Genomic DNA, 26821 nt, shown 5'->3' on the forward strand with positions numbered 1-26821 from the left:
CCGCAAAACAGGTCCTCGGGAGGCCTGAGCACCTGTCTTGCGGACTGACATAAACTGGTTTAACGCGCTTTGCGACCTTTAATTGGATACTGAGGATCCACAAAACCATGCGTGGATGCATAGCCAGGAGGAACGAGTTGATCAACCAGGGTCTCGTCCTCTGGCAGGAGCTCGACACTCAGCGCAGCAACGTAGTCTTTCCATTGATCGAGTGTGCGCGGTCCGCCAATCACTCCACTTAATAAACGATTATTCAAGGCCCAGGCGATGGCGAACTGAGTGGGGCTTAAACCACGGCTCTGCGCGTGCGCTTTGAGTGCGTTAGCGATTTCGAGCGATTCTGGACGAAATTCAGTCTGGTGCATACGGCGATCACCTCGTCCAGCTCGGCTTGCGGGATCGGGCTGAATGCTTGGGTCGTACTTGCCTGTCAAGACGCCGCGCGCAAGCGGACTGTAGGCCACAACGCCGACACCATAGTGTTCACAAGCAGGTATCACTTCTGTTTCAATCAAGCGCGTGACAGCACTGTATGGTGGCTGGCAGACAATGGGTTGAGGAATGCCCATGCGACGCGCGGTTTCGACCATGCGCGCGACACGCCACCCTCTGAAATTAGAAATGCCGTAATAACGGATTTTTCCCATCTCGATCAAGCGGGCAAAACTCGATAGTGTTTCTTCAATAGGGGTCGTTTCATCGTCTTTGTGCATGTAATACACATCAATCCAATCCGTATTGAGTCGTTTCAGGCTGTTGTCGACCTCTTGCATAATCCAGCGGCGTGATAAACCCTTGTCGTTGGGCTCCTTGCCAATAGGATTGGCGACCTTGGTTGCCAGCACCCAGCGTGAGCGATCTTGAGCAATCAGTTTTCCAACAATGCGTTCGGATTCGCCACCCGCATAGTTGTCTGCACTGTCAATGGCATTCAGATCCGCATCACGGGTGACGGCGACCATTTCCCGCGCAACTGTTTCGTCAGTCTGATCGCCAAACATCATTGAACCGAGCCAAAGGCGTGGAACCATTAAGCCACTATTGCCCAGTGGGCTGTATTGCGGTGTGTTGAGAGCCATTTGTATTGTTACCGTTTAAATTTTAAGAATAATAAGAGAGTGGGTGTCTCATGCAAAACAAGAAACTCAGACAGGGCGCATGCTTGAGGTGATCTGACGGATATCCTTGACGTTTTCAAGCGCCTCAAGCGCATCGAAAAGGGGGCGGATCTGCGCGAGGCCTAGCGAACGTTGCGCGCAGTCAGAAAACTTTTCCCATAACTCATCAGTCGAGAGTGGGTTGTCTCCCCCGCGACCAATCAGACTATTGATTCTTCGAGAGAGCTGGGTGCCTGACTTGAGTGTGATGATGACTTCAGCACCAAACTGCTCAGGTGAGTCATCTGGCATATCGGGATGTTCGCGGGCAGTGGTTTTTGCCATGAGCTTGCGTACTGCGGGATCAAAGTGCGCGGTTCCTTCAAAATCGTTGAGCTTAGGCGCGCCTTTTAGTAATGCTAAACAGACTGCATATTGAACAGAAAACTTTGCAGCAAGAGGACTTTGCGGATCAGGATTATTAGTGTGAGGCAGTCGCCGTTTGTGTGGGAGGATTTCGATTTTTTCAATTTCGGTTATTTCAAGTGGCTCTTCATGACGCAGCTGCAAGGCCATGGCGACCGCAGGAATAGCACTGCCGCAGCAAGGAAATTGTTTTAGACCCATACTTGGGCTCAGAACTTCGAGCGGGTGAGCCCAGTCTTTAAAAATCAAGTCAGCATTAAAGTTTCCCGGACCGTTAAAGGCGTTAAAAAACCCCTGCTGATGCTCAAGGGCAGCAGGGTTGGCGTCGTAGCCGACTTGTGCCATCAAGGTGGCCAACAAACCATTGCGCGCGCATTGGCCGACATGCAAAGGTTTAACCATCGTGCCAAAGTTTGCTTTTAATCCTGAGGCGAACGAAGCCGCAATCGCCATCGCTGTGGTGACTTGCTGAGGTTTTAAGCCAAGCAGGTGTGCACTCGCCGCAGCGGCACCAAACACTCCCAAGGTCGCGGTGGGATGCCAGCCTTTATCGTAGTGATAAAAATTGACCGCACGCGCCAAACGAATCTCAGTTTCGATGCCGACGATGTAAGACTGAAGCAGTTGTCGCCCTGACAAGCTGTGCTCTTCTGCGAGCGCCATGAGCGGAGCGACTAAAGGCGCCGACTGATGCCCTCCCATCGGCTGGCTGAAGTCGTCATAATCTAATGCGTGGGACGCTGTGCCATTGATGAATGTGGCGTCAAGGGCAGAGGTTTGACGGCGCGTACCTAAGATAGAGCAAGTCCCAGGTGCCGTGGCAACGCCTGGGGTTTCCAAAAGCAGGGTGGTGCAAGGTTCAGAGGCGCCTGCGATCGTGACACCCAAGGTATCGATGATCGCTGTTTTTGCCAAGCGGTAGGCCTCTGGCGAAATAGCGGACAAATCAAAGCCGCATATTTTTGCGGCCATTTGCTCAAGAATCGTGTTTTGAGAGGGTGCTGCTGTCATACCAAATTCCTTAGTTTGCGGGTTGCCCGGAGACCCTGATGCAAAAACGCCTCAGACCTTGCAATAAGTGTCTGAGGCGCAGTCAAGAAAGTGTTGCAGCTTACAAAGGTGAGTGCAAGAGATTAAAGCTCAATCTTTGCAGTTTTGGCAACAACGCTCCACTTTTCGATCTCTGAGCGGACGTACTTTTTGAACTCATCAGGCGTGCTGCCAACGGGAATGGCACCCATCCCTTCGAGTTGTTTACGGACATCTGGAGAGCTGAAAATCTCAGTGATTGCCTTGGAAATTGTATTGATAATTTCTGGTGGAGTGCCTTTAGGGGCGAACAAGCCACTCCATGAGCTCACCTCAAAGTCCTTAAAGCCGAGCTCTTCCAGCGTCGGTACATTGGGAAGTTGTGGCAGGCGTGTGCTGCTGGCGATCGCAATCGGTCTGAGACGTCCCGCTTGGATGGTGCTTGTCACGCCCGAGGCTGTTTTGAAACCCATCGAGACGGTGCCGCCCATGACATCGTTCATGGCGGGGGCAGCGCCTTTGTAGGGGATATGCAGTGCATCGATTCCCGCGCGCTGTTTCAGCATTTCGCCGGCCAAATGTGGTGAGCCACCAGCACCTGAGGACGCATAGGACAGTTTGCCTGGGTTAGCTTTTGCGTAGGCAATCAGCTCGGCCAAGTTTTTAACGGGCAGGTCGTTGTTGACGACGAGCACGCTTGGCGATGAAACGAGTTGGCTAATTGGAATGAAATCCCGCTCGGTGTCGTAACTCAGGTTTTTGTAAACCGACATATTGGTTGCGTTGGCGATTGTGCCCAAGAACAGCGTGTAGCCGTCGGGCTTGGCACGAGCTGCTTCCGCCGAAGCGATATTTGAGCCTCCACCAGGTTTGTTTTCGACAATCACCGGTTGGCCGAGGGCTTTTTCCAAGCGTGCGCCAACAAATCTTGCCACGATGTCTGTCGGACCGCCTGCAGCGAAGCCAACGATGAGTTTGATAGGTTTGTCAGGATATTTGGCTTGGGCGAATGCAGTCATTCCAAACCCTGTCGTTAAAACGAGGGCGCCTAATAATGCGCGTCGGGTGCGTTTCATTGCGTTAGTCATGTCAAGATCTCCTGATTTTTTTGCACGATACCATGGCAGCATACCCCTGTGGAAATTTTGACTCAAGCGCGCGGTCTCTGATGCAAAGATTCAAAGGAGGAGGGGGGCGTCATCCCTGCAACGGGCGCCTTGGGTTATATTTATTCGGCTATGCGTGGACCCGCCTGATGCATCCCGCCAGACATCTACTTTTCCTGGAGTTAACCATGAGTGCAGCTTTTCTTTCGCCCCGAATGTCTTTGGTCAAACCTTCGCCCACGTTGGCGATTACTGATAATGCAAAGGCGATGAAGGCTCGCGGCATGGACGTGATTGCGCTGGCACAGGGTGAGCCCGATATGGATACCCCTGCCAATATTTGCGAGGCGGCCATTCAGGCAATCAAAGGAGGCCAGACGCGTTATACCGCAGTCAATGGCACGGCTGAGCTCAAGCGGGCAATCGCCCGAAAGTTTCTGCGTGATCACGCAATGACCATCAATCCAGACGACGTCATTGTTTGCACAGGTGGTAAACAGGTGTTGTTTAACGCATTGGTCGCCACGATTGGTGAGGGCGACGAGGTTCTCATTCCAGCCCCTTATTGGGTGAGCTATCCCGACATGGTGGTGTTGGCGGGTGGAAAATCTGTATCCGTGGAATGCGATGCTTCTGTTGGTTTCAAACTGACGCCCGAGCTGCTTGAAAAAGCCATCACACCCCGCACCAAGTGGTTGATTCTCAACTCCCCTTCAAATCCTACGGGTTCGGTCTACACCGCAGCAGATTTAAAAGCCCTCGGACAGGTCCTCAAAGCACACCCTCACGTTCTGGTGATGGTGGACGATATGTACGAAAAGCTCTTGTTTGACGGCGCTAAGTTTGCGACCCTCGCACAGGTTGCTCCTGAAATTGCCGATCGAGTCTTGACAGTCAATGGCGTGTCAAAAGCCTATTGCATGACAGGATGGCGGATTGGCTATGGCCACGGACCGAGCTGGTTGATTGGTGCCATGTCCGCCATTCAGTCACAGTCGACCTCCAATCCTTCTTCGATCAGCCAAGCCGCTGCACTTGAAGCACTCGACGGTCCTCAGGATTTCATCGCCGACCACAATGTTATTTTCCAGCGTCGCAGAGATATGGTTGTACGCTTGCTCAATGAATGCGAGGGCGTCACCTGCATGAAACCACAGGGTGCCTTTTATGTGTATCCAAGCTGCGAGGGTACCCTTGGCAAGACCACACCCAAAGGTGTCAAAATCAACAGTGACTTTGATTTCGCCAATGCGCTGCTAGATGAAAAGATGGTTGCGGTGGTGCCAGGTTCTGCTTTTGGCTTAGCACCTTATTTCCGTATTTCCTACGCAACCTCGGACGACATTTTGAAAGATGCCTGTCAGCGTATCAAAGAGTTCTGCGCCTCACTCAAAGCGTGATCCTGCGCAGAGCTTGACTGAATCGTTGCGTTAACGTGGGGGTTTAAATGCCCCCATTTCTTCGAGCATCTCTTGAACTAAATCCAGCCTCAGGCGCGGGTTTTCCATCGACAAGAGATGCTGTTTCTGAGAGGGAGGAATGTTGAGCAACTCCGCCCATCTATTTGCAACCCACCCACAGTCATTGAGGCGAAACGGCTCAAAAAAAGGTCTCTCTGAGGGATCGACTTCCTGTTCTTCAAAAGACGCAATCAGACGTGCGAGCGCTTGAGACGTTGGTGTGAGTTCGGGTGGGATGTCAATTTCAGGATCATCATCCATCAGTTCAATCTCAGCTGACCATGCTCCATTCGCACCGAGGTGACGTTCTAAAATTTTGAAGCGCCTCGCACCCCGACAACGCAGCATAAACAAGCTGGGTTGAACCGCATCAAACTCCGTGATGTGCGCGAGCGTACCGATATCTGAAAATTCGATGTCTTGCCCCGGTACACGTACCTCAGGCCCCTCAGTCAGGGTCACCACACCAAAAGGGCTTTGCTGTTTAAAGCAGGTTTTCGTCATGTCCAGGTAGCGCACTTCAAAGATTTTGAGTGCGAGCAAACCATCTGGAAACAGCGTTGAACCGAGCGGAAATAGGGGGATTTTCATATACATTGCCTGTCGAGTGATTCGACCATTGTGACTTCAATGGTTATAGCGCGGATTTGCCGCGAAGCGCCTTAGTTTCTGAATGCTTACGTTTCGTATCAAGACGTCTTTGCCGGGAACCAAACGTTGGCTTGGTGGCGTGTCGCGTTTTTGGGGGCCGTGCCACGCTGTTGACCAGTTCGTGAAGTCGGGCAAAAGCATCGACACGATTGAGCTCCTGACTGCGGTGGGTCTGTGCTTTGATGACGATCGCCCCATCTCTGTTGATGCGAGAGTCTCTGAGTGCGAGTAACCGAACTTTGACATCTGCTGGCAGGCTTGAGTTGGGAATGTGAAATCGTAAATGAATTGCGCTAGACACTTTGTTGACGTTTTGCCCACCCGCGCCCTGCGAGCGCATGGCGGAGACCTCAACTTCTGATTCGGGAATGTGCAATATGGGGAGCATTGGGTTTTTTGCCGATAGACCTGTACACTAGTTTATCGTTAATTTATCGGAGAAGGATCATGGCCAAAGGTCAGCAAAAAACCAACAAAGAAACTAAAAAACCTAAAAAAGACACCTCCACACCTAAACCCGCGTCTGGTCTGAGTGAGCCTGTGCGTGCGACGGTTGTGAATACTGTTTACACAAAGATCAAACAAAAAGATCGTTAATCTGATGGCTTCAATTGGTCGCGAAGTATCCGCTGTCGATGCACTGAAAGCGCACAGCAGGTTTCAAGAGGCGTTTGCCTTGCATCAACAGGGTGATCTGAAGGAGGCGCGAGTGCTTTATGAACGCGCGCTCAAATGGCAACCTAACCATTTTGATGCATGTCATATGCTTGCTACGCTCCTGTATCAAATGGGGCAACTCGATCGTGCCGAAACGCTGTTCATCAAGGCACTCAAAATTGATCCTGAGGCTACACATGCCCTGAACAATTTCGGCAATTTGCTTAAAGATATTAAAAAATATAAGTCTGCACTCGCATGCTTTGATAAAGCATTGGCGATTGATACGCATTATGTCGAGGCTCACAATAATCGCGGGGATCTCCTTCAGCATTTGGGTCGATGGTTTGATGCCCTTGAAAGTTATGAGCGCGCAATCACTTTATCGCCGAAATTTGCGGCTGCTCATTACAACCGTGGCAATGCTTTAGGAATGATGGGTCGGTTTGAAGAGGCTGTTGCCAGTCATACTGCAGCGATCGAGATTGATCCCCAATACGCTCAAGCCTACATGAATCGTGGCAATGCTCAAAATGAGCTTGGGCAGCTTGCCCAAGCTGTCGAGAGTTTTGATCGTGCCATTCAATTGGCCCCAGATATTCCCTATCTGCTCGGTACGCGCCTGCATGTCAACATGCAGATGTGCGATTGGCGTCATTATCAAGAACGTCTCGCGACTGTATTGGCGGCTGTTAAAAACGACCAGCCTGCAAGCTTGCCCTTTCCGCTCCTTGCTTTAACCTCTGGTTCCGACTTGCAACAGCGTGCTGCGCAGCATTGGATACGTACCGTTCATCCCTCACCTAAACAAACCTTACCCTTTTCTAAACGCTCACCCAAAGACCGTCTGCGTATCGGGTATTTTTCAGCTGACTTTAGGCAGCATCCTGTTGCACAACTGATTGCGGGTTTGTTCGAGGCTCACGATCGCGCTAAATTTGAAGTCTATGCCTTTTCCTCTGGCCCGGATACGGGTGATGCAATGCGGCTGCGTCTTGAGCAAGGTTTTGAGCATTTTATAGATGTCAAAGCTGAAACCGACGCTCAGGTCATCGCCCGTGCTAGAGCACTGGAGCTCGATATCGCCATTGACTTAAGTGGGCTGACGACAGGATGTCGACCAAGCGTTTTTGCCGCAAGAGTTGCCCCCCTCCAGATCAATTATCTCGGCCATCCCGGCACAATGGGCGCGCCTTACATGGATTACATCGTTGCGGATACGACCATTATCACGCCAGAGACCGAGCCGTATTTTTCTGAAAAAGTGATTTATTTACCTCATAGCTATCAGCCGAACGATCGTCGTCGCGCAGTTTCTTCTCACGTTTTTACACGTGCTGAACTCGGCCTACCAACAGACGCCTTCGTCTTTTGTTGCTTTAACAACAACTTCAAAATCACACCCGAAACATTCGATCATTGGATGTCAATCTTGCGGGGGGTTCCGAACAGTGTGTTGTGGCTGTTAAAGGCGAGCGCACACACTGAGGATAATCTTCGCCGTGAAGCGACAAACCGAGGTGTGAGCGCGGAGCGTCTGTTCTTTGCGCCCAAGTTACCGATGGATCAACATCTTGCTCGTCAAAAATGTGCGGATTTGTTTCTGGATACGCTGCCTTACAACGCACACACGACCACTAGCGATGCGTTGTGGGTGGGTCTTCCCGTCCTCACCTGCATGGGCGAGGCGTTTGCCAGTCGCGTTGCAGCCAGTTTGTTGCGCGCGATTGACCTACCAGAGCTGATTACAGCAGACGGTCAGGCATTCGAAGCGCGTGCGATTGAGTTAGCTTCCGATCCGACTCAACTCAATGCCTTGCGCGACCGTCTGGCTGTCAATCGTATGCAGGCACCTCTGTTTGATATTGAGCGTTTGGCGCGTTCAATCGAAAGTGCTTACGAGCAAGTTCATGCGCGTCGGCAAGCGGGGCAGCCACCCGTGGCGCTTCGCATCGCCGACACGCATTGAACGAACGTTAGATGGCTTCTGGAAAGGGCAGGGTTTTGCCCTCTGGAATAGGCTCTTCGCCCAAGCTCAGCAGCATGGCAATCGTCACATAGGTGCCGCTGACAGCGATGAGATCGACAAGTTGCTGTTCGCCTAGCACTTTCTTGGCATGTTGAAAGAGCTCTTCGCTGATTTTGTGATTTTTGCTCATATTCATGCACACGTCATAGACAGCGTCTTCGTCAGGCTGCATATTGCGTGGACGAATGTTTTGCTTGAGATCATCTGCAACATGTGCGGGCAAATCGTGGCGTAAGGCGATTGGATAGTGCGCCACCCATTCCACTTGCGAACTCCAGAGGCGGGCCTGAATCAAAATGGCAAACTCGCTCAGGCGCATGGGCAGAGAGTTGTTAAATCTCAGGTAGTCGAGCAAACGCTTCATACGATCTGCAAAGACGGGGCTGCGCAGCATCACGTTGTAAGGACCCGCAAGACCCAGGCTGGAAATGTCCAAAATTTCTTGAGCAAGACCGCGCGACTCTTGTGGCAAAGTCTCAAGCGTCACTTGTGGGAATCTTTTTTGTTTTGCGTTTGACATAGGACATCCGAAGTTATGTGGAATTGAAATGTAGTGGTGCTCTTGAGAGCAAATGCAGTCCGACGCTCAAGAGCACAACAGGTTTTATAGCCTAGATTTAACGAATAGATGTTTGCGTGCGCTGCAGCAATTCTTTGTACTTAGCCGCATCAGTTTCGAGACGCGCTTTGAACTCTGCCGGCGTGGACGTCTGAACCTCCATCCCTTGCGCGGCTAACTTCTCGTAAAACTTAGGGCTCAAGGCTACTTTTTTGATCGCATCATTCAGCTTGTTCACGACTGCAGGTGGCGTATTGGCGGGTGCGATTACACCTTGCCATGTATAGGCCTCGTAACCTGGAAGCGTTTGTGCAACGGTAGGCACTTCTGGCGTGGAGGTGCCGCGCTTAGCACCTGTTGTGGCCGCGAGCGTCAGGCGTCCCTCTTTAATGTGATCCGTATTACCGACAAGTGAGGTGAACATCATGTCCACACGACCTGCCAATAAGTCAACGAGGGCAGGGCCTGCGCCTTTGTAAGGTACATGGACCAGATCAATGCCGGCAGCGACACGAAACGACTCACCCGCCAAATGTTGGGCGGAACCATTTCCTGAGGAGGCAAAATTCAATTTACCCGGATTCTTTTTGGCATAGTCGATTAACTGTTCGACTGTTTTAATGTTGAGTCCCGGTGTGACAAGCAAGCCAAGTGGTTGAATGGTTGTGAGTGAAACCGGAGCAAAGTCTTTGACCGCATCATAGGTTGGTGTGGTGTGGAGCAAAGGCGTGATCACAAAGGCATTGGTGCCAAACAAAAGGCTGTAACCATCAGGATTCGCACGCTTGATGGAATCGGTACCAACCAGTGTTCCGCCACCAGCCCTGTTCTCCACAATCACGGATTGCCCCATGAGTGCCGTCAGCTCTTGGGAGAGCATGCGTGCCACGATGTCTGTTGCACCACCTGGAGCGTAGGCCACAATTAGTCGGATTGGTTTGTCAGGGAATGTGTTGTTGCTTTGAGCGGAAACTGCACCGCTCATTAAGCACATAAGTGCGAATAGTCCGTTTAGAAAAAGTCTCTTATTCATTTTCTTATATCCTGGCTTTAAAAACTAAAGGTTCACTTGTGCCTCTTGGTCCAAACAGGCGATCTGCCATGACCTGACAACGTTGCATGTAGCGGTGCTCGTCAGGTCCATAGTCTGCAACCGCATTGTGTGTTGTCCCGATGTTGTCCCACATCAGGACAGAGTCTTTGCTCCATTGATGCGTATAGAGATACTGAGCTTCGAGCTGACGCGCAAATAACTCCTCTAGTACCTCGTCGCTTTGCGTCTGAGACAAACCGTTGATGGAGATCGCGTAACCTGGGTTCGCGTACAACACCTTTTTACCCGTCAGGGGATGAGTCAGAAAAGCAGGGTGGCTGGCAGGGGGTCTTGCATTTCTTTCTTTTTCGCTCAGGGGCGGGCGCGTACTACCTGGACGTGCCCGCATCATGTCCCAAAATTTATTGAAATCGTGAGTGATCGTTTTATCGGCCAACAGCGTTTTGAGGGTCTCTGGAAGATCCTCATACACGGCATGCATATTTCTGAATTGCGTGGCGCCCAGAGGTTTTCCATCACGATGGGGAATCTGAGTGCCATACAGAATGTTGGCCAGGGCGATCACGGGTGCATAAGACATGTCAGTATGCCAAGACTGACCAGCGTCTTTTAGACCAAGCGCTTGACCATTTTCGACGATGTTTGACAGGACCATCACCTCAGGAAATCCGGGCACTTGCGCACGACCGCCGGGGCTGATGTAGAGCCCACCAAAACCTTGGCTAAACGACTTGAGCTCAGCGGTGGTTAAAGATTGCTTCGGAAACTCTAATACGCCATAACGACCAAGCGCTAATAACAGCGCATCTGTTTGCGCCGAACTCAAAGGTTGAGATAAATCCAGATCCTCAACGCGAGCACCGAGTGTTTCAGGCATCGGAGTAATGTTCAATCTGTTGTCTCCTAATGTTTTTATGTCAGACGATTAAACAGGGGGACGCGCCTGATGCCAGGTCGTGTCGCGCTGATACGCATCTGCAACTTTTAAAATAGTACTTTCTCCAAATGGTTTACCAACCAGCTGAAAGGCTAAAGGCATTCGGCGGCTGGAAAATCCTGCGGGTACGCTCATTGCGGGTAGCCCCAAGTAATTGATCGCCCGGTTAGTGGAGGTCAGCTGGCTGATAGACTGAAGAACATTGTCGAGATCGCCGGAGGTGGTGGCTGCTATCGTGGGCGTATGCGTGCGCGCCACCGGAATATGCAACGCGTCACAGTCTCCGAGACATAATTGCAAATACTCCCTCAGGAATTCATCTCTAGCGCGTAGCGCTTCGACATAAGCAATCCCGGATTGCTGAAAACCTGGCGCAATGCGCGCGCGCACCTGATCGCTATAGTCTTGGGGCCGCTGTTCAAACCATTTTTTATGAATGTGTCCGGCTTCGGCTGTCAAGACAATCGCTAGCATTTCGTGCATTCGCAACATGTCTGGAACTTTGACTTCAGCCAGTGTCGCCCCACGACCTTTCAACACTTCCAAGCTTGCCTCAAGACAAGCGGCCATCTCAGGATCCAGATTTTCACGATAAAAATCTTGTGGAACGCCAATTCTTACGCCCCTCAAATCTCCCGTTAATCCCTGTTCATAATCCTCATTGGGATGCAAGGTACACCAGGGGTCATTTGGGTTCGGACGGCTGATGTGCGTCAATAGACGTGCACAGTCACGGGCAGATTGAGCAAGTGGTCCAACGCAGTCCAAGGTGTGTGACAGAGGAAACACCCCGTCGATGCTGACCCGTTTTGAGGTGGGTTTGATGCCAGTGACACCACACATGAATGCGGGTTGTCGAATCGAGCCTCCGGTATCGCTTCCTAAGGAGCCAAAGACGAGCCTGGCCGCAACAGCAATACCTGAGCCACTCGACGAGCCGCCACAGGGGTATTCTGGGTTCCATGGATTGAGGCCATGACCGTAATGACCATTAAAGCCAGTTGGACTCATAGCAAATTCTGCCATGTGCAGGCTACCCACATTCACTTGTCCAGCGGCATCCATCTCATCAATGACCCACGCATTTTTCTTGGCGATATTGCCTTTTAAAATTTTGGAGCCAACATGCATTTCTTTGTCAGCGACTTCAATCAGGTCTTTGTGCGCCAAGGGAACGCCATGCAGAGGGCCGAGTGACAGGCCACTGGCTTGAAGGGCATCGAGCGCTTTCGCGCGTTTAAGCGCTTCCTCATGATCAATCCGAAAAACAGCGTTGTATTGACGGCCAACAGTTTCTAGTCTGTTGAGCGACCAAGCGGTGAGTTCATGTGAGGAGAATTCTTTTTTTGCAATACCTTCTGCCGCGCGAACAAGGTCTAAATTCTCAAACTGACTCATGAATACGTTCCTGTTGGATGTGTCTATGTGAAGTTTTAACTTTATCTAAAAAATCACCTTCAGTGTCCAGCATAACGCCGAAAATGTGGCTTGAGCAGAGTGGTTTCTCTATGTGGGCGCTTATTCAAAAGGTAAATCAGGCTGATGGAATGGGGCGAGGTGATCCAGAGAAGATAAGGGTAATAAACTGCCCGCCCGTACGCCAAGCAAACGAATTCTTTGCTCAAGCGGTACGCGGCGCAAACATTCCGTTGCAGCATTTCTGATGGATGCTCCGTCATGTATCGCTGCAGGTATCGTTAAATCTCGGGTAATCACTTGAAAATCAGCATATTTAACTTTGATGCCAATAGTTTTTGCAGCGTAGCCCTTGCGCGCCAGATCATCTGCCAGGCGATGGCAGAGATCTGTAAAAACCTTCGATAAACGGGTGCGGTCTTGCTTGACGTGTAAATCTCGTTCAAACGTGGTTTCACGACTCAGAGATTTGGGTTCAGAAGACGTGACAACAGGTCGATCGTCAACGCCATGCGCGGCTTGATGCAGCCATTGTCCTGTGGACCGACCAAAATGTTCGATCAGTATTTCAGGCGCGGCTTTGGCGAGTTCGCCAATTGAGTGGATACCTAATTGAGCGAGCTTCTCGTTGGCTTTGGGGCCAATGCCATTGATTTTTTTTGCAGCCAAGGGCCAGATTCTTGTGGAAATCTCCGCTGGCTTCAAAATAGTGACGCCATTTGGTTTGTCTAAGTCAGAACAAATTTTTGACAGTAATTTATTTGGACTCACCCCAATCGAGCAGCTAAGACCTGTTGCTTGACTCACCGCCTCTTTGATCCGGATTGCCAGTGGTTCTGTCTCTTCCTCAATGTCAGTGAGGTCGATGTAAATTTCATCGATACCGCGATCTTCAATTAAAGGCGCAATACTGGCGACGGTTGCTTTGAACAGCCTAGAGTAGTGACGATAAGCTTCAAAGTTGGCGGGTAAAAGAATTGCCTCAGGTGCGAGGGCCGCAGATTTCATCAAGCCCATACCGGAAAATACCCCCATTGCCCTCGCTTCATACGTGGAGGTAGTAATGACTCCCCGGCCGACATAATCTCTGAGACGCGCGTAAGTTCTGACGCCTTGCGCATTGACGGTGGGTGCCTCCGTGCTTCTGCCGCCTACAACAACAGGGTGCCCCTTGAGTTCTGGGTAACTCAATAATTCGACTGATGCAAAAAATGCATCCATATCCAGGTGGGCGATTCGGCGGCTAGACGGCATTTTTCAAGTGTATTTGAAACTTACAGGCTTTTGAGAGGAGTCCTCAGATCAAATGTCTTAAACTAGGAAACTTACATCGTGCACGTCTCATTACTGTCACATAACCCGACTCTGAACATCATGAACTCTGCTTCTTCTGACTCTTCAACTGAAAACCTGCACGTTGCTGCTTTTCTTGCGATGCCTACACCGCAGCAGCTTCATGAACAGCTGCCGCTGACCAAGCAGGCGGCCAATACTATTGAGGTAGGACGCGAATCGCTGAATAAAATTTTGCGCGGCGAAGATAAACGTCGGTTTGTGGTGGTGGGGCCGTGTTCAATCCATGATCCGATCGCAGGCATGGAGTACGCCCGTCGTTTAAAAGCCTTGGCAGACGAGGTTTCGGATGTCTTACTGATCGTCATGCGGGTGTACTTTGAAAAGCCTCGCACGACTGTCGGTTGGAAAGGCTACATCAACGATCCGCATATGGACGACTCCTTCCGAATCGACGAGGGTATGTCTTTGGCCCGCAAGTTTTTGCTCGAAGTCAACGAATTGGGCTTGCCTGCAGGTTCAGAGGCGCTTGATCCAATTTCTCCACAGTATTTGGGTGATTTGATCGCATGGAATGCCATTGGTGCCCGAACGACGGAGTCGCAAACCCATCGTGAAATGTCTTCAGGCTTATCTACTCCGGTTGGCTTTAAAAATGCGACGAATGGTGACACGACGGTTGCCGTCAATGCTATTTTGTCCGCCGCCAGACCCCATCGCTTTCTAGGTATCAGCGCCCAAGGGCAAGTCTCGATTGTGCACACGACAGGTAACCCTTATGGTCATTTAGTCCTGCGCGGTGGTGATGGTCGTCCCAACTATGACACCGTATCCATTTCTTTGGCTGAGCAGTCAATGGTCAAGGCAAAAATCCAGCCCAATATTGTGGTGGATTGTTCGCATGCGAATAGTTTTAAAAAGCCTGAGTTACAGCCCCTCGTGATGTCAGACGTTGTGAGTCAAATCGTTGCAGGCAATCGTTCGATTGTCGGCGTGATGATCGAGTCAAACCTAGTGGCGGGCAATCAATCCATTCAGGCGGATCACAGCAAAATGACGTATGGCTGTTCTGTCACGGATGGCTGTGTGGATTGGGCCACCACAGAAAACATGATCAAAGAAGCTGCGCAACGCTTGCGCCCCGTTTTAGCCTAACGCTCAAACCCGTACAGTTGTGCGGGATTGTGCACTAATATTTTTTCGATAATGTCTTGATGCTGGGTCCAACGCATTAAACGATCCAGCATTTTTGCATCGTCAGGCTTGTGTGTTTCGGTAGGGTGTGGCCAATCGCTACCCCAAACGAGACGATCAGGTGCCTGAGCGATCCAGTGGCGCGCCACTGCGTCGACATCACTAAAGCCATTCACCTCTCCGACCTGACTGTCTAGATACGCACCAGAAAGCTTAATCCAAGTGTTTCCATTGCTGAGCAGTTGTTCAATCAGTTTCACCGCAGGGTGACTGAGCCCAAGGGGTTGGGGCAGTCTGCCCATATGATCAAGCACCAGTGGGCAGGGAAGTCGCTTCAGCATTTCAGCGTGCTCCACAAATTGATCTGCAGTCCAGTGCAGTTGCAGATGCCAACCAAGACGATGAATGCGGTTGGCAAGGGGTTCGACCATATCAAAACTTGCTGCTGCATTTTTAGGCGTATAAAGCGAAAATCGGAGCCCTCGAATACCCGCACGATCAAGCTCATCCATGGACTGGTCCGTGGCATCGCTTCGCAGCACGGCTACGCCGCGCGCATTGTTTAGGCCTAGCTGAGCAATCGCATCCACAGTCACTCGGTTATCCGTGCCATAGCTTCGAGGCGTCACAATGACTGCACGACTTGTGCCCAAGCGTTTTTGTAAAAGTCGATATTGATGCACTGTCGCGAGTTCAAGCCCAGCTGCCGCAGCGACGGCTTGTGGAAAACGATCATCATAAATATGAAGGTGCGCGTCGCAGGCATTGTTTGGTACGAGAACACTCGGGCTGTCGGTGCCCGCACTATTGGGCACGGGCGTGCGAGTCGCCGCTGCATTGGTATGTGTCATGCCATCAGTCTTTATAGTTGCTTCTTAAGCAGACGAAGCCTGTTCGCCTCTGCCTGAACGAGTTCAGTATGTTGACCAAGCGTCGGGGCGGCAAAAGGTTCTGGACCCGGCGTGCGCTCGAAACGCACTCCGCGCTTGAGGCCCCGATACTGACCGACCACAGGATGTTGGTAGGTCGCAATCATGCCTTGGCTCTGCACTTGTGGATGATCAAACATATCCTCCACCGAACGCGCCGCCGCACAAGGCACTTCCTCTCCAAATAAGACCTCCCATTCAAGGGCAGTCTTTGTGGACAGAGCTTGATGAAGGGTGGGGACAATCTCAGGCTGGTGTAACGCGCGCTTACGAACCGTATCGTAACGCTCGTTGCCTAAAAACTCTGTCATCCCTGTTTTTTCACACAACGCATTCCAGAAGTGTGGCGTGTTGGCGGAAATGTACAGATAACCCTCTTTGGTTGGATGAATACCTGTAATGCCACCGGACCGCATGTCACGACCGACCTCTCGACCCTCGTTTTCCGCCCAAACCAGACGACCCGTTTGAAGTGTCATCGCGGCCGCCAATAGTGACACGCCTACAAATTGACCCATGCCAGAGCGTTCTCTTTCGAACAACGCCGAAGAAACTGCACCTGCCACAAGCGCCGAGGCATAGTAGTCAACAATTGATCCGTACAAAATCTCAGGAGGCCCTTCTTTTTTTCCTTGCAGAGTCGCCATCCCAGTCATGGTTTGTAAAACTTGATCAAACCCTGCCTTATCTTTTAAAGGACCGGACTCCCCATAACCACTCACGGCACAATAAATGAGACGTGGATTGCGTGCTTGTAATTGTTCGTATCCAATTCCAATGCGCGGAGCAACCGTTGGTCGAAAGTTGTGCACGAGCACATCGGCACTCTCAATCAGAGTCAGCAGCGTTTCGAGATCTTCTGGCTGCTTAATATCCAGCACAGCCGCTAATTTGCTGCGGTTCACGCCTAAAAATGCACGACTTTCAGTTTCCAGGGTTGAAGGATATTTTCGGAGATTGTCACCGGACGGAGGCTCAACCTTGATAATTTCCGCACCTTGATCCGCAAGCAAAGAGCAGCCATATGGACCCGCAATGTAGGCCGACATGTCGATCACGCGTATCCCGGAGAGGGGGCCAGGCGCGCCGGTCCTCCTCGGTAGACATGATGCGAGTTGAGTTTGCTCGGCCGGTTTGCCTGATTGCGTTGTCATTGCTTTGTTATTCCGCTTGAATGTTTGCAGCCGCGGCAACGCGTTTCCAGCGGGCGAGCTCATTTGAAATGTACTGACTAAATTCGGTGGGTGACATCGCGACGGGGCTTGCGCCTTGCTTGAGGAAAAAGGCTTTCATATCATCAGAACCAATAATTTTATTGATCGTGGTGTTGAGTTTTTGGACAACATTCTCAGGCGTTCCGGCAGGAGCTAGTACACCCCACCACAAGTCAACGGCACCCGCGCTGTAGCCATACTCACCTAAAGCAGGAATCTTAGGCGCAATTTCAGAGCGCTTGGCTGTTGTCACAGCGAGGCCGCGAATCTTTTCGTTATTGACGTGATTTAACAGCGAGGGAGCGCTTGCGATAATCATATCAATCTGACCGCTCATCAGATCGTTGACAGCAGGACCCATACCTTTGTAGGGTACATGTGTCATTTTGATTTTTGCGACATCTGAAAAGATTTCGCTCGCAAATTGATTAATACTGCCGACGCCCGAAGTGCCAAAGTTTAGTTTGCCTGGATTGGCTTTCGCAAAAGTGACGAGTTCAGGCAGTGTTTTAAAGGGTGTGTTGTTACCCACCGTAATCAATAACGGTCCTTTTGCCAGCATGGAAACAGGTGCGAAGCTTTTGACCGCATCGTATTGCAAATTATTTCTAACTGCTGCGCCAGTTGTAAAGGTCGAGGACAACACCACAAGGGTATAGCCGTCAGCGGGTGCTTTCGCGACCAGTGTGTTGGCAAGTACACCGCCCGAGGCAGGTTTGTTTTCAACTACTACTGAAACACCTAAAACATCCTGCATATGTTTGCCGATTGTGCGAGCAAAGATATCGTTTGATCCGCCAGGTGCACTTCCTACCAAAAGAGTGATCGGTTTGCTTGGAAAACTTGGCTGAGCCATAAGTGTTGCAGGAAGAAGGCTGGCGAGACAAAGCAGTTTGATTATTTTTTTCATGATGTTTCCGTAAATAAAATTTAGATTAAGCCAAGTCGTTTTGCGTGTTCAACCAATTTGACAGCACTTTTGTAGAAAGGCGGATCGATCATCTTTCCATCTACAACGTAAGCGCCTATGCCTTGAGCGTCCGCATCTTTCGCTGCTTCCAAGATACGCAAGGCATGCGCAATGGCCGCATCACTTGGACGAAATGCCTCGTTGGCCATGGCCACTTGGCTTGGATGAATACAGCTTTTTCCCGTAAAGCCCAGTCTGGCAGCGAAGCCTGCTTCTTCCTGAAACCCTTCGGTATTTTTAATGTCTGCGAATGCTGCATCGTAGGCCTCAACACCCGCTTCAGCCGCGGCTAATTTCATCTGCATCATGGCGTATTGGACAGCAAAGATCTCTTTGCGTGACACACTGATCGGTTCAAACAAATCAGCCAAACCAAGTTGAAGTCCTGCCACGCGAGGGTGTGCGCTGGCTAAATCAAACGCCGTTCTCAAGGCTTTCGCTGTTTCGATATTCAACAGGATTCGGATGGGCTTCTTGCCATCCATGTTGACACCATTTTTTCGCTCGGCCTGTTCAATTGCCGCGACGGCTTGCCGCACTGCCTCAGGGCTTTCTGGCTTTGGAAGGTTGATCATATCCAGACCCGCACGCACGCACTGTGCAATATCTTGCTCAAAGTGGGGTGTGTCCATGCCATTGACACGAACAATGATCATTTTTTTGCTTGCGCGAACGCTCTCTGCGTCCATCCACGCGCTTAAAATTTCTCGCGCTTCGGATTTTTTTGACTCTGCCACGGCATCTTCAAGATCGAAGGACAGGCCGTCTGCCGGACTGCTAAGTGCTTTATCAAATAGCTCTGGGCGCGAGCCAGGTACGAAGAGTTTGCTTCTCATATGATTGATTGCCGAAAAAGGAAAGTTCCTACTCCCTTATAGAATAGTTTCTGGCTGACAGCTACATGTTCTTTTTGCGTGTTCCTGTTGCGCTGCAGCATATGAATCTCTATACCTGACCTTTGAACTTGTATAGATTGCTTGCTTATCTGCGTAGTATTCTTCAGACATCGATTTTTGAGGATCCCTCATGTTTGCGACTCAAGTAAAAAAACTATTTGTTTACTCTGCACTAGTGGGCATGGCTGCAAGCATGTCCTCCAACGCTCTGGCTCAAACAAGTGCGGCGGCCACCTATCCCAACAAACCAATTAAGTTGTTGGTGGGTTTCGCGCCAGGAGGAGGTACGGACGCAGCCGCGAGAACAATCGCGATCAAACTGACTGAAATTCTGGGTCAAACGGTGGTGGTGGACAACAAACCCGGTGCTGGTGGAAATATCGCAGCAGACCTGGTGGCGAAAGCGCCTGGTGACGGATACACCATTGGCTTAGCAAATATTGGCTCTTTGGCTGTCAATCCCCACATGCCTAATGGTACGCCCTACAACACGTTGAAAGACTTCGCCATGTTGGGAAATGGTGTGTCCTTCGGTAACGTTTTGGTTGTCAAAACAGACTCAGATATCAAAACTTTTGCTCACTATCTGGTGGCAGCAAAAAATGCAGATAAGCCATTGTTTTATGGCTCATCGGGCTTTGGCAGCGCGGGTCATATGTCAGGTGAGCTGCTCAAACAGCGCGCCAACACAACCGCACAGCACATCAATTACAAGGGGGGTGGTCCAGCGATGAACGGACTGCTCGGCGGTGAAATTCAAGCGATTTTCGCAAGCGCTCCCACCGCGATCCCTTTAATCAAGGCGGGTAAACTTCGGGCGCTTGCCGTGACAGGCGCCAAGCGTGCTGCAGACTTACCCGATGTGCCCACCATCGCCGAACTTGGTTTTCCAGGGTATCTGGCGACAAACTGGTACAGCTTCATTGCACCGGCCAGTACGCCGCCCGCGATTGTGAAAAAGCTCAACGCAGCGATCGTGTCTGCAATCAATGACCAAGCAACGCTGACACGCTTAAGCGCGCAAGGCATGGAACCAGATCCCTCGACTTCTGAAGAAATGCGTGCGTTTGTGACCAAAGAGTACGACACCTGGGGCAAAGTAGCCCGAACCCTCAAATTTTAATTTTGTCAGGAAGCATCTTGGGCTCAACCATTGTTGAAAAAATTCTGGCTAAACACGCTGGACGAGACCGCGTGCAGGCGGGTGAAGTGGTGGTCGCTGAGGTTGACTATGCCATGGTCACGGATACGCGCGCAGTCAACACCATCAAAATGATCGATCGCTTTGGTGATCAACCGCTACAGTTCGCCAAAAAGACCTCGCTGGTGCTGGATCATTATTCACCTCCACCCAATCAAGAGGCTGCGGATATTCATTCGGAAATGCGTGCGTTTGCGGCTAAGCGTGGCACAGGTCTCTATGATATTGGTGATGGTATTTGTCACCAGGTACTGCCCGAAGGTGGCCATCTGACATGTGGTGATTTGGTTGTGGGTACAGATACGCACTCGGTGACCTATGGTGCGTTCAATGCTTTCGGAACAGGCATAGAGGGCACAGATGTCTCTGCGGTCATGATGAGTAGCAAGCTGTGGTTTCGAGTGCCTCAAACAGTGCGGATTGACCTACAGGGTGTGCTCGCGCCGGGAGTCTGGGCCAAGGACATCACCCTTGCCATGTTGGGAAAATTTGGCGCCGAGGGTTTGAATTATCGGGCCATCGAGTATGTGGGCGATGCCGTGCGTGCGATGGAAATTGATGATCGCATGACGCTTTGCAATCATGCCGCCGAGCTAGGTGCCAAGGCTGCCATCCTTGAAGCGGATGAAAAAACGTTTGCTTGGCTTGCCGCCCATGGCGCGAAAAAACCAGAGCCAGTTTTCGCAGATGCAGATGCCAAGTATTTCGAACATTTCAGCATTGATGTTGCAAATCTCGCGCCTCAGTTAGCGCGCAAACACGAAGTGGACGACATTGTGGGTGTGGATCAGATCGAGCGACAAAAAATTCAGTTCGCGCTGATTGGCACTTGTACAAACGGTCGTCTGGACGACATCCGTCAAGCTGCCTCAATCCTCAAGGGACGTAAGCTCGCCGCGGGTGTCCGCATGATTGTGACGCCTGCCTCCAGACAGATATACCTGGCTGCTCTTAGAGAGGGACTGATTGAGATTTTGACAACAGCAGGGGCTTCGTTTGAGTCTGCGGGTTGTGGAACCTGCGTGGGAATCACCAATCGTTTGGTCCCCGGCGATGGTGACACCGTCATTTCAACGGCCAATCGTAACTTTAAAGGCCGTTTGACCAATAAGAATGCGGATATCTGGCTAGGTTCGGCGGCAACAGTGGCAGCCTCTGCGCTGACTGGCTTTATCACCGACCCGCGTTCGGTTGAGGGCGGGACATGGAGGTCTGCAGCATGAGCGATAGTTTATTGATTACCGGTTCAGCATTCATGCTCGGAGATGATGTCAACACGGACATCAATTGTTCAAATAAATACTTGCCAGGTAAAGATGTCGCTTATGTTGCGCAACATGCCTTTGAACAGTTATCACCAGATCTGGCTAGTCAGATTGCCAGCCAAGGCGGCGGGATCTTAGTGGCGGGTGAGCACTTTGGCATCAACTCTTCCCGCGAGCAAGCCACGCATGTCCTGCATCAAATGAAGGTACGCGCAATTGTCGCCAAGTCATTCGGCCGACAGTTTTTTCGCAACGCCATCAACAACGGCTTACCCGTATTCGAATGTGACACCTCTTCGCTTGTTCAGGGCCAGTCTCTAGCGCTGGATTTAGCCAAGGGCGTGTTGTGCTCACAAGGACGCGTGCTGCAAGAGACGCATCCATTACCACCAGAGATCCTCGCGATTCTGTCGATGGGCGGACTGATACCTTTTTTACAAAAATATCCTGATTGGAATTTCGCATGAGCATGATTTCCGCATCACAAAAACGTCGGGTGTTACGACAACTGTTGCAAGGCGCACAGGCCGTTCAAGCACCTGGTATCTATGATGGTTATGGTGCTCGTTTGGTCGAGCAGGCGGGTTTTGCCGCGGCATACATGACTGGAAATGGTGTCTCCGCAACGTTGTTGGGACGCCCGGATGTGGGCTTGGTCGATCTCACAATGATGACGGATCATGCGCGTCGCGTGGCAGCGAGTGTCAATATTCCTTTGATTTGCGACGCAGATACTGGCTACGGAAATGTGGTCAATGTACGCCGCGCGATCATGGAATTTGAAGCCGCAGGTGTAGCGGCGATCCACATGGAAGATCAAGTCTCCCCAAAGCGGTGTGCCCAGATGCCTGGAGACCGAACCGTTCTTGATTTTGATGAGGCTGTTGCAAAAGTCGCAGCGGCGAGTGCGGCACGTTCAGACCCTGATTTCGTCTTGATCGCACGGACGGATTCGGCGGGAGCGCTTGGCTTGCAAGAAGCGATTCGACGTACGCAGGCGTTTGCAAAAGCAGGCGCTGACGCAGTATTTGTCGAGCTCAAATCAAACCCAAATATCCTTCAAGACATCTTGGCGATCAAAGCAGGTGTCGCAGTCCCAGTTGTGGTCAATGTAGATAGCGCTAAAGATTTGCGCAATCTGCAAGCCTCAGCGCTCAAGCAAGCAGGTGTGGACTTGGCGATTTATCCGGCTATGGCACGAGGAGTGTTTGGTTATGCCATGAGCGCCGCTTTGTCTCACTTGCAGCAGGCCGGTAACATGGCAGGATACGAGGGCAACATGTTTAGCTCCGCGCAATACAACGAAGCGCTGGGCTTAAGTGAAGTCGAAGCCTGGGAAAAGCGCTTCGACTAATCACTGAGCGGGTTTCAGCTGTTTACAGAAATTTTGTAAACACTGAGACCGGTTCGCGGTCACTAATGAGTGAGTTCTCGATCTTAGACATGTCGGCATAGCCAAGTGCCAGACCGCACATCAGGACTTCGCTTTCAGGAATGCCGGTCACTGCGCGTATCGTGTTGTGAAAGCGATTAAAGGCAGCCTGCGCGCAGGTATCCAGTCCCCGTCCTCGTGCCGCAATCATGAAACTTTGAAGAAAACACCCAAAGTCCAGCCATGAGCCTGTATTCATTGTTCTGTCTACAGTAAAAAATAGACCGACCGGGGCATCAAAGAAGGTGTAGTTTCGACTGTGCTGTGCACTCATACCTTCTTTGTCATCGCGCCCCAGTCCCAACAGTTTGTAGAGATCGAGCCCGACTTTACGGCGACGTTCAATGTAGGGAGATTCCCATTGTGTAGGGTAGTATTTGTAGTCTTCCTGAAGTGCTTCAAATTGAGCTTTGTCGTTGTAAATCTCAATCAGCGCATCAGAAACTTTCTGTTTGATTTCACCCGTCACGACATACACTTTCCACGGCTGCGTATTCGACCCTGAAGGCGCGCGCGCAGCGACCTCTAGCATTTGTTCGATGTCCTCACGTGGTACGGGTGTCTGAAGAAACGCACGCATGGAGTGTCTCGAGGTGATCGCGTGATCGACAATTTTTTGTTCGTTGCTCTGAATCATTATTCTGGTTCTCTTGGAGAAAATTGGCTCCCGTTACTGTAGTACATTTTTAGATTCAGACAAGCCGCCTGTTTCAGGATTTTTTAGGTTGGCGTTGTGATCGCACTTTCTAGGAGACAAAGCTGTGGAAACCATTCAGTTTGAAATACAAGAGGGCGTTGGCACACTGATCTTAAATCGCCCCACGCGAAAAAATGCGATTGATGCGGTGATGCGCGAAGAGCTCAAAGAGGTCGTGTTTTCACTTCCGCAACAGCGGGACTTGCGCGCATTGATCATTACAGGTGCCGGCGGCACGTTCTGCGCTGGAGGTGATATCAGCGTCATGGGAGCCGGGACACTTGCACCAGAGGATGGTCGCCACCGCATGCGTCACGATTACCTGTCATGGATCGAAACCTTGCTGCGTTTGGAAATTCCTGTGATTTCAGCAGTGGAGGGGGCTGCGTATGGTGCTGGTTTTAGTCTTGCGTTAACCGCGGATATCGTTCTTGCAGATCCTACAAGCCGATTTTGTATGTCTTTTATGCGTTTAGGGCTTGTGCCAGATTGTGCGGCCTTTTACACATTGCCACGCATCGTTGGTACCCAGCGAGCCAAGGAGCTCGCATTTTCCGCACGTGAGCTCAATGCCGACCAAGCCCATGCCCTTGGGATCGTGCTTGAGGTGCTGCCTCAAGGTCGTGTATTGGAGCGGGCTCAGCAAATGGCGCGCTGTTTTGCAATGGCCGCACCCGCTGCCCTGGCGATGACCAAGCGGGCGATGAACGTATCCATGAATAGTTCTCTAGATGCGATGATGGACATTGAGGCGGACGCGCAAGCCGTAGCGCGGACCAGTCAATGGCACACGGATGCGGTACAGAGATTCCTCAACAAAAAACCCTCAGCCTTTCAATGGCCTGGAAGCCTGGATTGAATCTGTTTCAGACCTCCCGACAAATCGGGCGGATTCCTCTTGTTTTGGTGCTGGGTGAGTGCGTCGAGGCCACGCGCGCGTTCTTGAAGCTTCTTTTAGTTCATCAAGCCTTTGATGACTCTGTTGTCATCAGTACAAAGAAGCCTCATGTTGCGCCGTTGGCGCATACGCACCTGATTGAATTGGAGCGTATGGAGGCGAACGCTCAGGACAGTTGCCTGTGTTGTGGGCTACACGGCGCGCTAGGAGACACGCTGCGGACACTTTTTTTTGGTGCGCTCAATGATCGTACTAAGCGACTGGACCGTATTCTGATCGAGTCTGATTCGATCAGTTCCCATCAGCTTGCTCACACCTTGAAACACACACCCTTTTTGGGTCAGCGTTATGTGCATCAGTTGACCTTCAGAGTGGTCGATGCCGCGCAGTTCTTTTTGGCTGGAGTAGATTCGCATAAAGGACTGGATCCTGTTCAGCATCGCTCGCACCAGTTTCTTGTGTTGGTGGATCAAGGCATGTCATTGCCCCCAGCATCCATGCCCGTTCCATTGTCTTGCCTTGAGCGTAAAGATTGGTCAAATCTGATTAAGGAGAAGCTGCCCTATCAAAAAGTGTTGTTTGTGAGCGCTCAAGCGTTGACAGAGTCAGGGGGTGGAGAGGGAGCTTTATTAGCGCTGGCGCAGCTATCAGAAGACTTCGATGAAAAAATCGAGACAAAATAGTTTTTGTAAAAGCTTGAAGATTAAGTAACGGATGCGGTAGAATGAGTTCATTGATTGGGTTACACCCAACTTAAATACAAGACAAGTTAAACAACGAGTCCATTAAAGCGCTTTGAGTACGGCGTTTTGCGTTCCGATCATGTGAAATCATGAATGACATCTAAGACCTTGATATTTAAGGCTTTGTTTGCACGAAATCCACGACTACACATTCAAGTTTTGTGCCGTAATCGGTGGTCATAGACTCCGTCTATGAGTTGAGCATGATCAAACAGCAACGGTTTTAGTCACGACTGAGCACTCTGGGCGCTATTCGCTTACGTTCGACAATGTTGTGTGATGGTTGATGTGGATCTTGGATGATGAGATCCATCAAGACATCGTTTTGTTATTTTGGTGAGTGAATTTGTTTTGATGCGAGGTCTGCACAAAATAAAACTGGCCGAGCGCTAGAAGCGATCGACCAGTTGTATTTGGTTGCGGGGGCAGGATTTGAACCTACGACCTTCGGGTTATGAGCCCGACGAGCTGCCAGACTGCTCCACCCCGCGTCTGAAGAATGAAGTATAGCGTATATCCCGATTCGGGACAAGTTGCCATTAGGCGAGCACAGGAAAAAGAACTTTCATGAATGATCGGTTAGACAAAAATAATGAAGCGCCAGAGGGGCGCAGCGATGCGCAGCCATCAGATGAGCGACTGGATGGCGGCTTGCAAACGCATTTAGATACGCAGGAAAACGAACAGCCGACTGAGCAGATAAGTGTTCATGCTGATTCAACGCAAACCGATGAAGCGGTAGAGATTGAGTTAGCAAAGTGTGTCATTGAGACCGCGCTTTTGTGTGCGACAAGTCCGATGCCTATTGCCGAGCTTCGTAAGTTGTTCGAAGAGGAGTCGCAATCTTCAAAGCGTTTAATCGATGTCTTAGAGTCGATTCAGCAGGACTGGCTGGATCGTGGCATGGAGTTAGTTGAACTCGCCTCAGGTTGGCGTTTTCAAAGCCGCGCTTCGATGCAGCGTTATCTCGAGCGGCTCAGTCCGGAGCGCGTGCCAAAGTATTCTCGCGCTGTGATGGAAACGCTTGCCATTATCGCGTGGCGCCAGCCTGTGACACGCGGTGACATCGAAGACATTCGGGGCGTGACGGTTTCCTCGCAGATCGTTAAGACCCTAGAAGATCGAGGCTGGGTAGAGGTCATTGGTCATCGAGATGGTCCAGGTCGACCAGGCTTGCTGGGTACAACCAAGCAATTTTTGGATGATCTTGGCTTGCGTGCATTGGATGAGTTGCCCGCACTTGGCGCGAATGAAATGACAGAAGCGATGCAATCACTCACTTTGGAAGCTGCTGCGCTCGCGGCCCAGAGCGCGCTACTGTCTCAAGAATCTCAAGAGGATGTTGCATTGACCGTCACTTTAGATCCAAACACGGCTGAGCTCGATTTTGCCGAGCCTCACAATCAAGAACAAACAGAACAAACAGAACAAACGGAACAAACAGAACAAACAGAACAAACAGAACAAACAGAACAAACAGAACAAACAGAACAAACAGAACAAACAGAACAAACAGAACAAACAGAACAAACAGAACAAAAGCAGACAGGCGAAGAAACATCGGCATCCGCTGAATCGCCAGAGTCTAACGAAGAACAAAGTACACATTATCCAAATCTGGAGTCCAAGTGACTAAACCGAATACCGAAGACGCAGTATTGAGTTCAC

The 26821-nt window shown here is 50.8% G+C and carries 26 protein-coding genes and 1 tRNA gene; 11 read left to right on the plus strand and 16 right to left on the minus strand.

The features are described 5' to 3' along the window. Positions 1–59 precede the first annotated feature (59 nt). From WBJ47_RS15025 to WBJ47_RS15035, 3 genes are all read right to left on the minus strand, one after another. Positions 60–1079, minus strand: a complete 1020-nt coding sequence (locus WBJ47_RS15025) for an aldo/keto reductase (protein WP_424585395.1) — start codon at positions 1077–1079, stop codon at positions 60–62. Between the two features lie 66 nt (positions 1080–1145). Further along, complete coding sequence (locus WBJ47_RS15030; RefSeq protein ID WP_422244985.1) at positions 1146–2534, minus strand: MmgE/PrpD family protein; 1389 nt, start codon at positions 2532–2534, stop codon at positions 1146–1148. Positions 2535–2656: 122 nt separating this feature from the next. Beyond that, positions 2657–3640 carry a Bug family tripartite tricarboxylate transporter substrate binding protein gene (locus WBJ47_RS15035; RefSeq protein WP_422244986.1) on the minus strand — a complete coding sequence of 328 codons (984 nt, stop codon included), beginning with the start codon at positions 3638–3640 and terminating at the stop codon, positions 2657–2659. Between the two features lie 206 nt (positions 3641–3846). Between WBJ47_RS15035 and WBJ47_RS15040 the strand changes: the two genes are divergently transcribed. Next, positions 3847–5058 (plus strand): pyridoxal phosphate-dependent aminotransferase, encoded by a 1212-nt coding sequence (locus WBJ47_RS15040; protein ID WP_422244988.1) that lies wholly within the window; start codon positions 3847–3849, stop codon positions 5056–5058. 30 nt (positions 5059–5088) lie between these two features. Here the strand turns inward: WBJ47_RS15040 and WBJ47_RS15045 are convergent, their stop codons facing one another. Beyond that, positions 5089–5709, minus strand: coding sequence for an LON peptidase substrate-binding domain-containing protein (locus WBJ47_RS15045; protein ID WP_422244990.1), 621 nt, complete (start codon positions 5707–5709; stop codon positions 5089–5091). Between the two features lie 43 nt (positions 5710–5752). Continuing rightward, positions 5753–6157 (minus strand): alternative ribosome rescue aminoacyl-tRNA hydrolase ArfB, encoded by a 405-nt coding sequence (arfB, locus tag WBJ47_RS15050; protein WP_422244992.1) that lies wholly within the window; start codon positions 6155–6157, stop codon positions 5753–5755. A 59-nt stretch (positions 6158–6216) separates the two neighbouring features. Between arfB and WBJ47_RS15055 the strand changes: the two genes are divergently transcribed. Both WBJ47_RS15055 and WBJ47_RS15060 read left to right on the plus strand, forming a co-directional pair. Beyond that, complete coding sequence (locus WBJ47_RS15055; protein ID WP_422244994.1) at positions 6217–6366, plus strand: hypothetical protein; 150 nt, start codon at positions 6217–6219, stop codon at positions 6364–6366. Between the two features lie 4 nt (positions 6367–6370). After that, positions 6371–8395: a tetratricopeptide repeat protein gene (locus WBJ47_RS15060; RefSeq protein WP_422244995.1), complete on the plus strand. Its 2025-nt coding sequence runs from the start codon at positions 6371–6373 to the stop codon at positions 8393–8395. A gap of 7 nt (positions 8396–8402) precedes the next feature. Here WBJ47_RS15060 and WBJ47_RS15065 read toward each other — a convergent pair whose 3' ends face one another. The 5 genes from WBJ47_RS15065 to dinB all read right to left on the minus strand — a co-directional run bounded on the left by WBJ47_RS15065 (position 8403) and on the right by dinB (position 13675). Next, complete coding sequence (locus tag WBJ47_RS15065; protein ID WP_422244997.1) at positions 8403–8975, minus strand: carboxymuconolactone decarboxylase family protein; 573 nt, start codon at positions 8973–8975, stop codon at positions 8403–8405. Positions 8976–9072: 97 nt separating this feature from the next. Beyond that, positions 9073–10047, minus strand: coding sequence for a tripartite tricarboxylate transporter substrate binding protein (locus WBJ47_RS15070; RefSeq protein WP_422244999.1), 975 nt, complete (start codon positions 10045–10047; stop codon positions 9073–9075). A 4-nt stretch (positions 10048–10051) separates the two neighbouring features. After that, positions 10052–10960, minus strand: coding sequence for a TauD/TfdA dioxygenase family protein (locus WBJ47_RS15075; RefSeq protein ID WP_422245000.1), 909 nt, complete (start codon positions 10958–10960; stop codon positions 10052–10054). 33 nt (positions 10961–10993) lie between these two features. Continuing rightward, on the minus strand, positions 10994–12403 hold the full coding sequence (locus WBJ47_RS15080) for an amidase (protein WP_422245001.1): 1410 nt from the start codon (positions 12401–12403) through the stop codon (positions 10994–10996). 120 nt (positions 12404–12523) lie between these two features. Further along, positions 12524–13675, minus strand: coding sequence for a DNA polymerase IV (gene dinB / locus WBJ47_RS15085; RefSeq protein WP_422245002.1), 1152 nt, complete (start codon positions 13673–13675; stop codon positions 12524–12526). Positions 13676–13795: 120 nt separating this feature from the next. On the opposite strand from dinB, the gene WBJ47_RS15090 reads away from it, so the two are divergent. Then, positions 13796–14869, plus strand: coding sequence for a 3-deoxy-7-phosphoheptulonate synthase (locus WBJ47_RS15090; protein WP_422245003.1), 1074 nt, complete (start codon positions 13796–13798; stop codon positions 14867–14869). On the opposite strand, the gene WBJ47_RS15095 is transcribed toward WBJ47_RS15090, so the two are convergent. From WBJ47_RS15095 to WBJ47_RS15110, 4 genes are read right to left on the minus strand one after another with little or no spacing between them, the layout of a single operon-like run. Beyond that, the gene (locus WBJ47_RS15095; protein WP_422245004.1) at positions 14866–15759 is read right to left on the minus strand and encodes an amidohydrolase family protein; all 894 of its coding nucleotides are present in this window, start codon (positions 15757–15759) and stop codon (positions 14866–14868) included. The genes WBJ47_RS15090 and WBJ47_RS15095 overlap by 4 nt on opposite strands. 11 nt (positions 15760–15770) lie before the next feature. Further along, positions 15771–16991 (minus strand): CaiB/BaiF CoA transferase family protein, encoded by a 1221-nt coding sequence (locus WBJ47_RS15100; RefSeq protein ID WP_422245005.1) that lies wholly within the window; start codon positions 16989–16991, stop codon positions 15771–15773. Positions 16992–16998: 7 nt separating this feature from the next. Then, positions 16999–17961 (minus strand): Bug family tripartite tricarboxylate transporter substrate binding protein, encoded by a 963-nt coding sequence (locus WBJ47_RS15105; RefSeq protein WP_422245006.1) that lies wholly within the window; start codon positions 17959–17961, stop codon positions 16999–17001. Between the two features lie 20 nt (positions 17962–17981). Continuing rightward, positions 17982–18857, minus strand: a complete 876-nt coding sequence (locus WBJ47_RS15110) for an HpcH/HpaI aldolase/citrate lyase family protein (protein WP_422245007.1) — start codon at positions 18855–18857, stop codon at positions 17982–17984. Between the two features lie 190 nt (positions 18858–19047). Here WBJ47_RS15110 and WBJ47_RS15115 point away from each other — a divergent pair, with 190 nt between their 5' ends. Genes WBJ47_RS15115 through WBJ47_RS15130 form a run of 4 tightly spaced genes read left to right on the plus strand, consistent with a single transcriptional unit; the run spans position 19048 to position 22737 of the window. Further along, on the plus strand, positions 19048–20040 hold the full coding sequence (locus WBJ47_RS15115; protein ID WP_424585396.1) for a Bug family tripartite tricarboxylate transporter substrate binding protein: 993 nt from the start codon (positions 19048–19050) through the stop codon (positions 20038–20040). Positions 20041–20057: 17 nt separating this feature from the next. Then, complete coding sequence (locus WBJ47_RS15120) at positions 20058–21341, plus strand: 3-isopropylmalate dehydratase large subunit (protein ID WP_422246377.1); 1284 nt, start codon at positions 20058–20060, stop codon at positions 21339–21341. After that, complete coding sequence (locus tag WBJ47_RS15125) at positions 21338–21850, plus strand: 3-isopropylmalate dehydratase (RefSeq protein ID WP_422246379.1); 513 nt, start codon at positions 21338–21340, stop codon at positions 21848–21850. Before WBJ47_RS15120 ends, WBJ47_RS15125 begins: the two co-directional genes overlap by 4 nt. Next, complete coding sequence (locus tag WBJ47_RS15130) at positions 21847–22737, plus strand: isocitrate lyase/PEP mutase family protein (protein ID WP_422246381.1); 891 nt, start codon at positions 21847–21849, stop codon at positions 22735–22737. The genes WBJ47_RS15125 and WBJ47_RS15130 overlap by 4 nt, the downstream gene beginning before the upstream one ends. A 22-nt stretch (positions 22738–22759) precedes the next feature. Here the strand turns inward: WBJ47_RS15130 and WBJ47_RS15135 are convergent, their stop codons facing one another. Beyond that, positions 22760–23452, minus strand: coding sequence for a nitroreductase (locus WBJ47_RS15135; protein ID WP_422246382.1), 693 nt, complete (start codon positions 23450–23452; stop codon positions 22760–22762). A 124-nt stretch (positions 23453–23576) separates the two neighbouring features. On the opposite strand from WBJ47_RS15135, the gene WBJ47_RS15140 reads away from it, so the two are divergent. Continuing rightward, complete coding sequence (locus WBJ47_RS15140; protein ID WP_422246383.1) at positions 23577–24371, plus strand: enoyl-CoA hydratase/isomerase family protein; 795 nt, start codon at positions 23577–23579, stop codon at positions 24369–24371. Next, complete coding sequence (locus tag WBJ47_RS15145; RefSeq protein WP_422246384.1) at positions 24296–25093, plus strand: hypothetical protein; 798 nt, start codon at positions 24296–24298, stop codon at positions 25091–25093. Before WBJ47_RS15140 ends, WBJ47_RS15145 begins: the two co-directional genes overlap by 76 nt. Positions 25094–25567: 474 nt before the next feature. On the opposite strand, the gene WBJ47_RS15150 is transcribed toward WBJ47_RS15145, so the two are convergent. Continuing rightward, a tRNA-Met gene (locus tag WBJ47_RS15150) sits at positions 25568–25644 on the minus strand. 307 nt (positions 25645–25951) lie between these two features. Here WBJ47_RS15150 and scpB point away from each other — a divergent pair. Then, on the plus strand, positions 25952–26785 hold the full coding sequence (gene scpB / locus WBJ47_RS15155; protein ID WP_422246470.1) for an SMC-Scp complex subunit ScpB: 834 nt from the start codon (positions 25952–25954) through the stop codon (positions 26783–26785). Positions 26786–26821: the final 36 nt, after the last annotated feature.

It is taken from the genome of Zwartia sp., from assembly GCF_049655405.1.
Taxonomy (GTDB): Bacteria; Pseudomonadota; Gammaproteobacteria; order Burkholderiales; family Burkholderiaceae_B; genus Zwartia.

Excerpts from the sequence above, each read along its gene's own strand:
- WBJ47_RS15135 (WP_422246382.1), bottom strand. The coding sequence starts at position 23,452 with ATGATTCAGAGCAACGAACAAAAAATTGTCGATCACGCGATCACCTCG.
- WBJ47_RS15070 (WP_422244999.1), bottom strand. The coding sequence starts at position 10,047 with ATGAATAAGAGACTTTTTCTAAACGGACTATTCGCACTTATGTGCTTA.
- WBJ47_RS15100 (WP_422245005.1), bottom strand. The coding sequence starts at position 16,991 with ATGACAACGCAATCAGGCAAACCGGCCGAGCAAACTCAACTCGCATCA.
- WBJ47_RS15090 (WP_422245003.1), top strand. The coding sequence starts at position 13,796 with ATGAACTCTGCTTCTTCTGACTCTTCAACTGAAAACCTGCACGTTGCT.
- WBJ47_RS15045 (WP_422244990.1), bottom strand. The coding sequence starts at position 5,709 with ATGAAAATCCCCCTATTTCCGCTCGGTTCAACGCTGTTTCCAGATGGT.
- WBJ47_RS15130 (WP_422246381.1), top strand. The coding sequence starts at position 21,847 with ATGAGCATGATTTCCGCATCACAAAAACGTCGGGTGTTACGACAACTG.
- WBJ47_RS15105 (WP_422245006.1), bottom strand. The coding sequence starts at position 17,961 with ATGAAAAAAATAATCAAACTGCTTTGTCTCGCCAGCCTTCTTCCTGCA.
- WBJ47_RS15065 (WP_422244997.1), bottom strand. The coding sequence starts at position 8,975 with ATGTCAAACGCAAAACAAAAAAGATTCCCACAAGTGACGCTTGAGACT.
- WBJ47_RS15080 (WP_422245001.1), bottom strand. The coding sequence starts at position 12,403 with ATGAGTCAGTTTGAGAATTTAGACCTTGTTCGCGCGGCAGAAGGTATT.
- WBJ47_RS15025 (WP_424585395.1), bottom strand. The coding sequence starts at position 1,079 with ATGGCTCTCAACACACCGCAATACAGCCCACTGGGCAATAGTGGCTTA.
- WBJ47_RS15110 (WP_422245007.1), bottom strand. The coding sequence starts at position 18,857 with ATGAGAAGCAAACTCTTCGTACCTGGCTCGCGCCCAGAGCTATTTGAT.
- WBJ47_RS15145 (WP_422246384.1), top strand. The coding sequence starts at position 24,296 with ATGGCACACGGATGCGGTACAGAGATTCCTCAACAAAAAACCCTCAGC.
- dinB (WP_422245002.1), bottom strand. The coding sequence starts at position 13,675 with ATGCCGTCTAGCCGCCGAATCGCCCACCTGGATATGGATGCATTTTTT.
- scpB (WP_422246470.1), top strand. The coding sequence starts at position 25,952 with ATGCCTATTGCCGAGCTTCGTAAGTTGTTCGAAGAGGAGTCGCAATCT.
- WBJ47_RS15115 (WP_424585396.1), top strand. The coding sequence starts at position 19,048 with ATGTTTGCGACTCAAGTAAAAAAACTATTTGTTTACTCTGCACTAGTG.
- WBJ47_RS15030 (WP_422244985.1), bottom strand. The coding sequence starts at position 2,534 with ATGACAGCAGCACCCTCTCAAAACACGATTCTTGAGCAAATGGCCGCA.
- WBJ47_RS15055 (WP_422244994.1), top strand. The coding sequence starts at position 6,217 with ATGGCCAAAGGTCAGCAAAAAACCAACAAAGAAACTAAAAAACCTAAA.
- WBJ47_RS15125 (WP_422246379.1), top strand. The coding sequence starts at position 21,338 with ATGAGCGATAGTTTATTGATTACCGGTTCAGCATTCATGCTCGGAGAT.
- WBJ47_RS15040 (WP_422244988.1), top strand. The coding sequence starts at position 3,847 with ATGAGTGCAGCTTTTCTTTCGCCCCGAATGTCTTTGGTCAAACCTTCG.
- WBJ47_RS15060 (WP_422244995.1), top strand. The coding sequence starts at position 6,371 with ATGGCTTCAATTGGTCGCGAAGTATCCGCTGTCGATGCACTGAAAGCG.
- arfB (WP_422244992.1), bottom strand. The coding sequence starts at position 6,157 with ATGCTCCCCATATTGCACATTCCCGAATCAGAAGTTGAGGTCTCCGCC.
- WBJ47_RS15095 (WP_422245004.1), bottom strand. The coding sequence starts at position 15,759 with ATGACACATACCAATGCAGCGGCGACTCGCACGCCCGTGCCCAATAGT.
- WBJ47_RS15035 (WP_422244986.1), bottom strand. The coding sequence starts at position 3,640 with ATGACTAACGCAATGAAACGCACCCGACGCGCATTATTAGGCGCCCTC.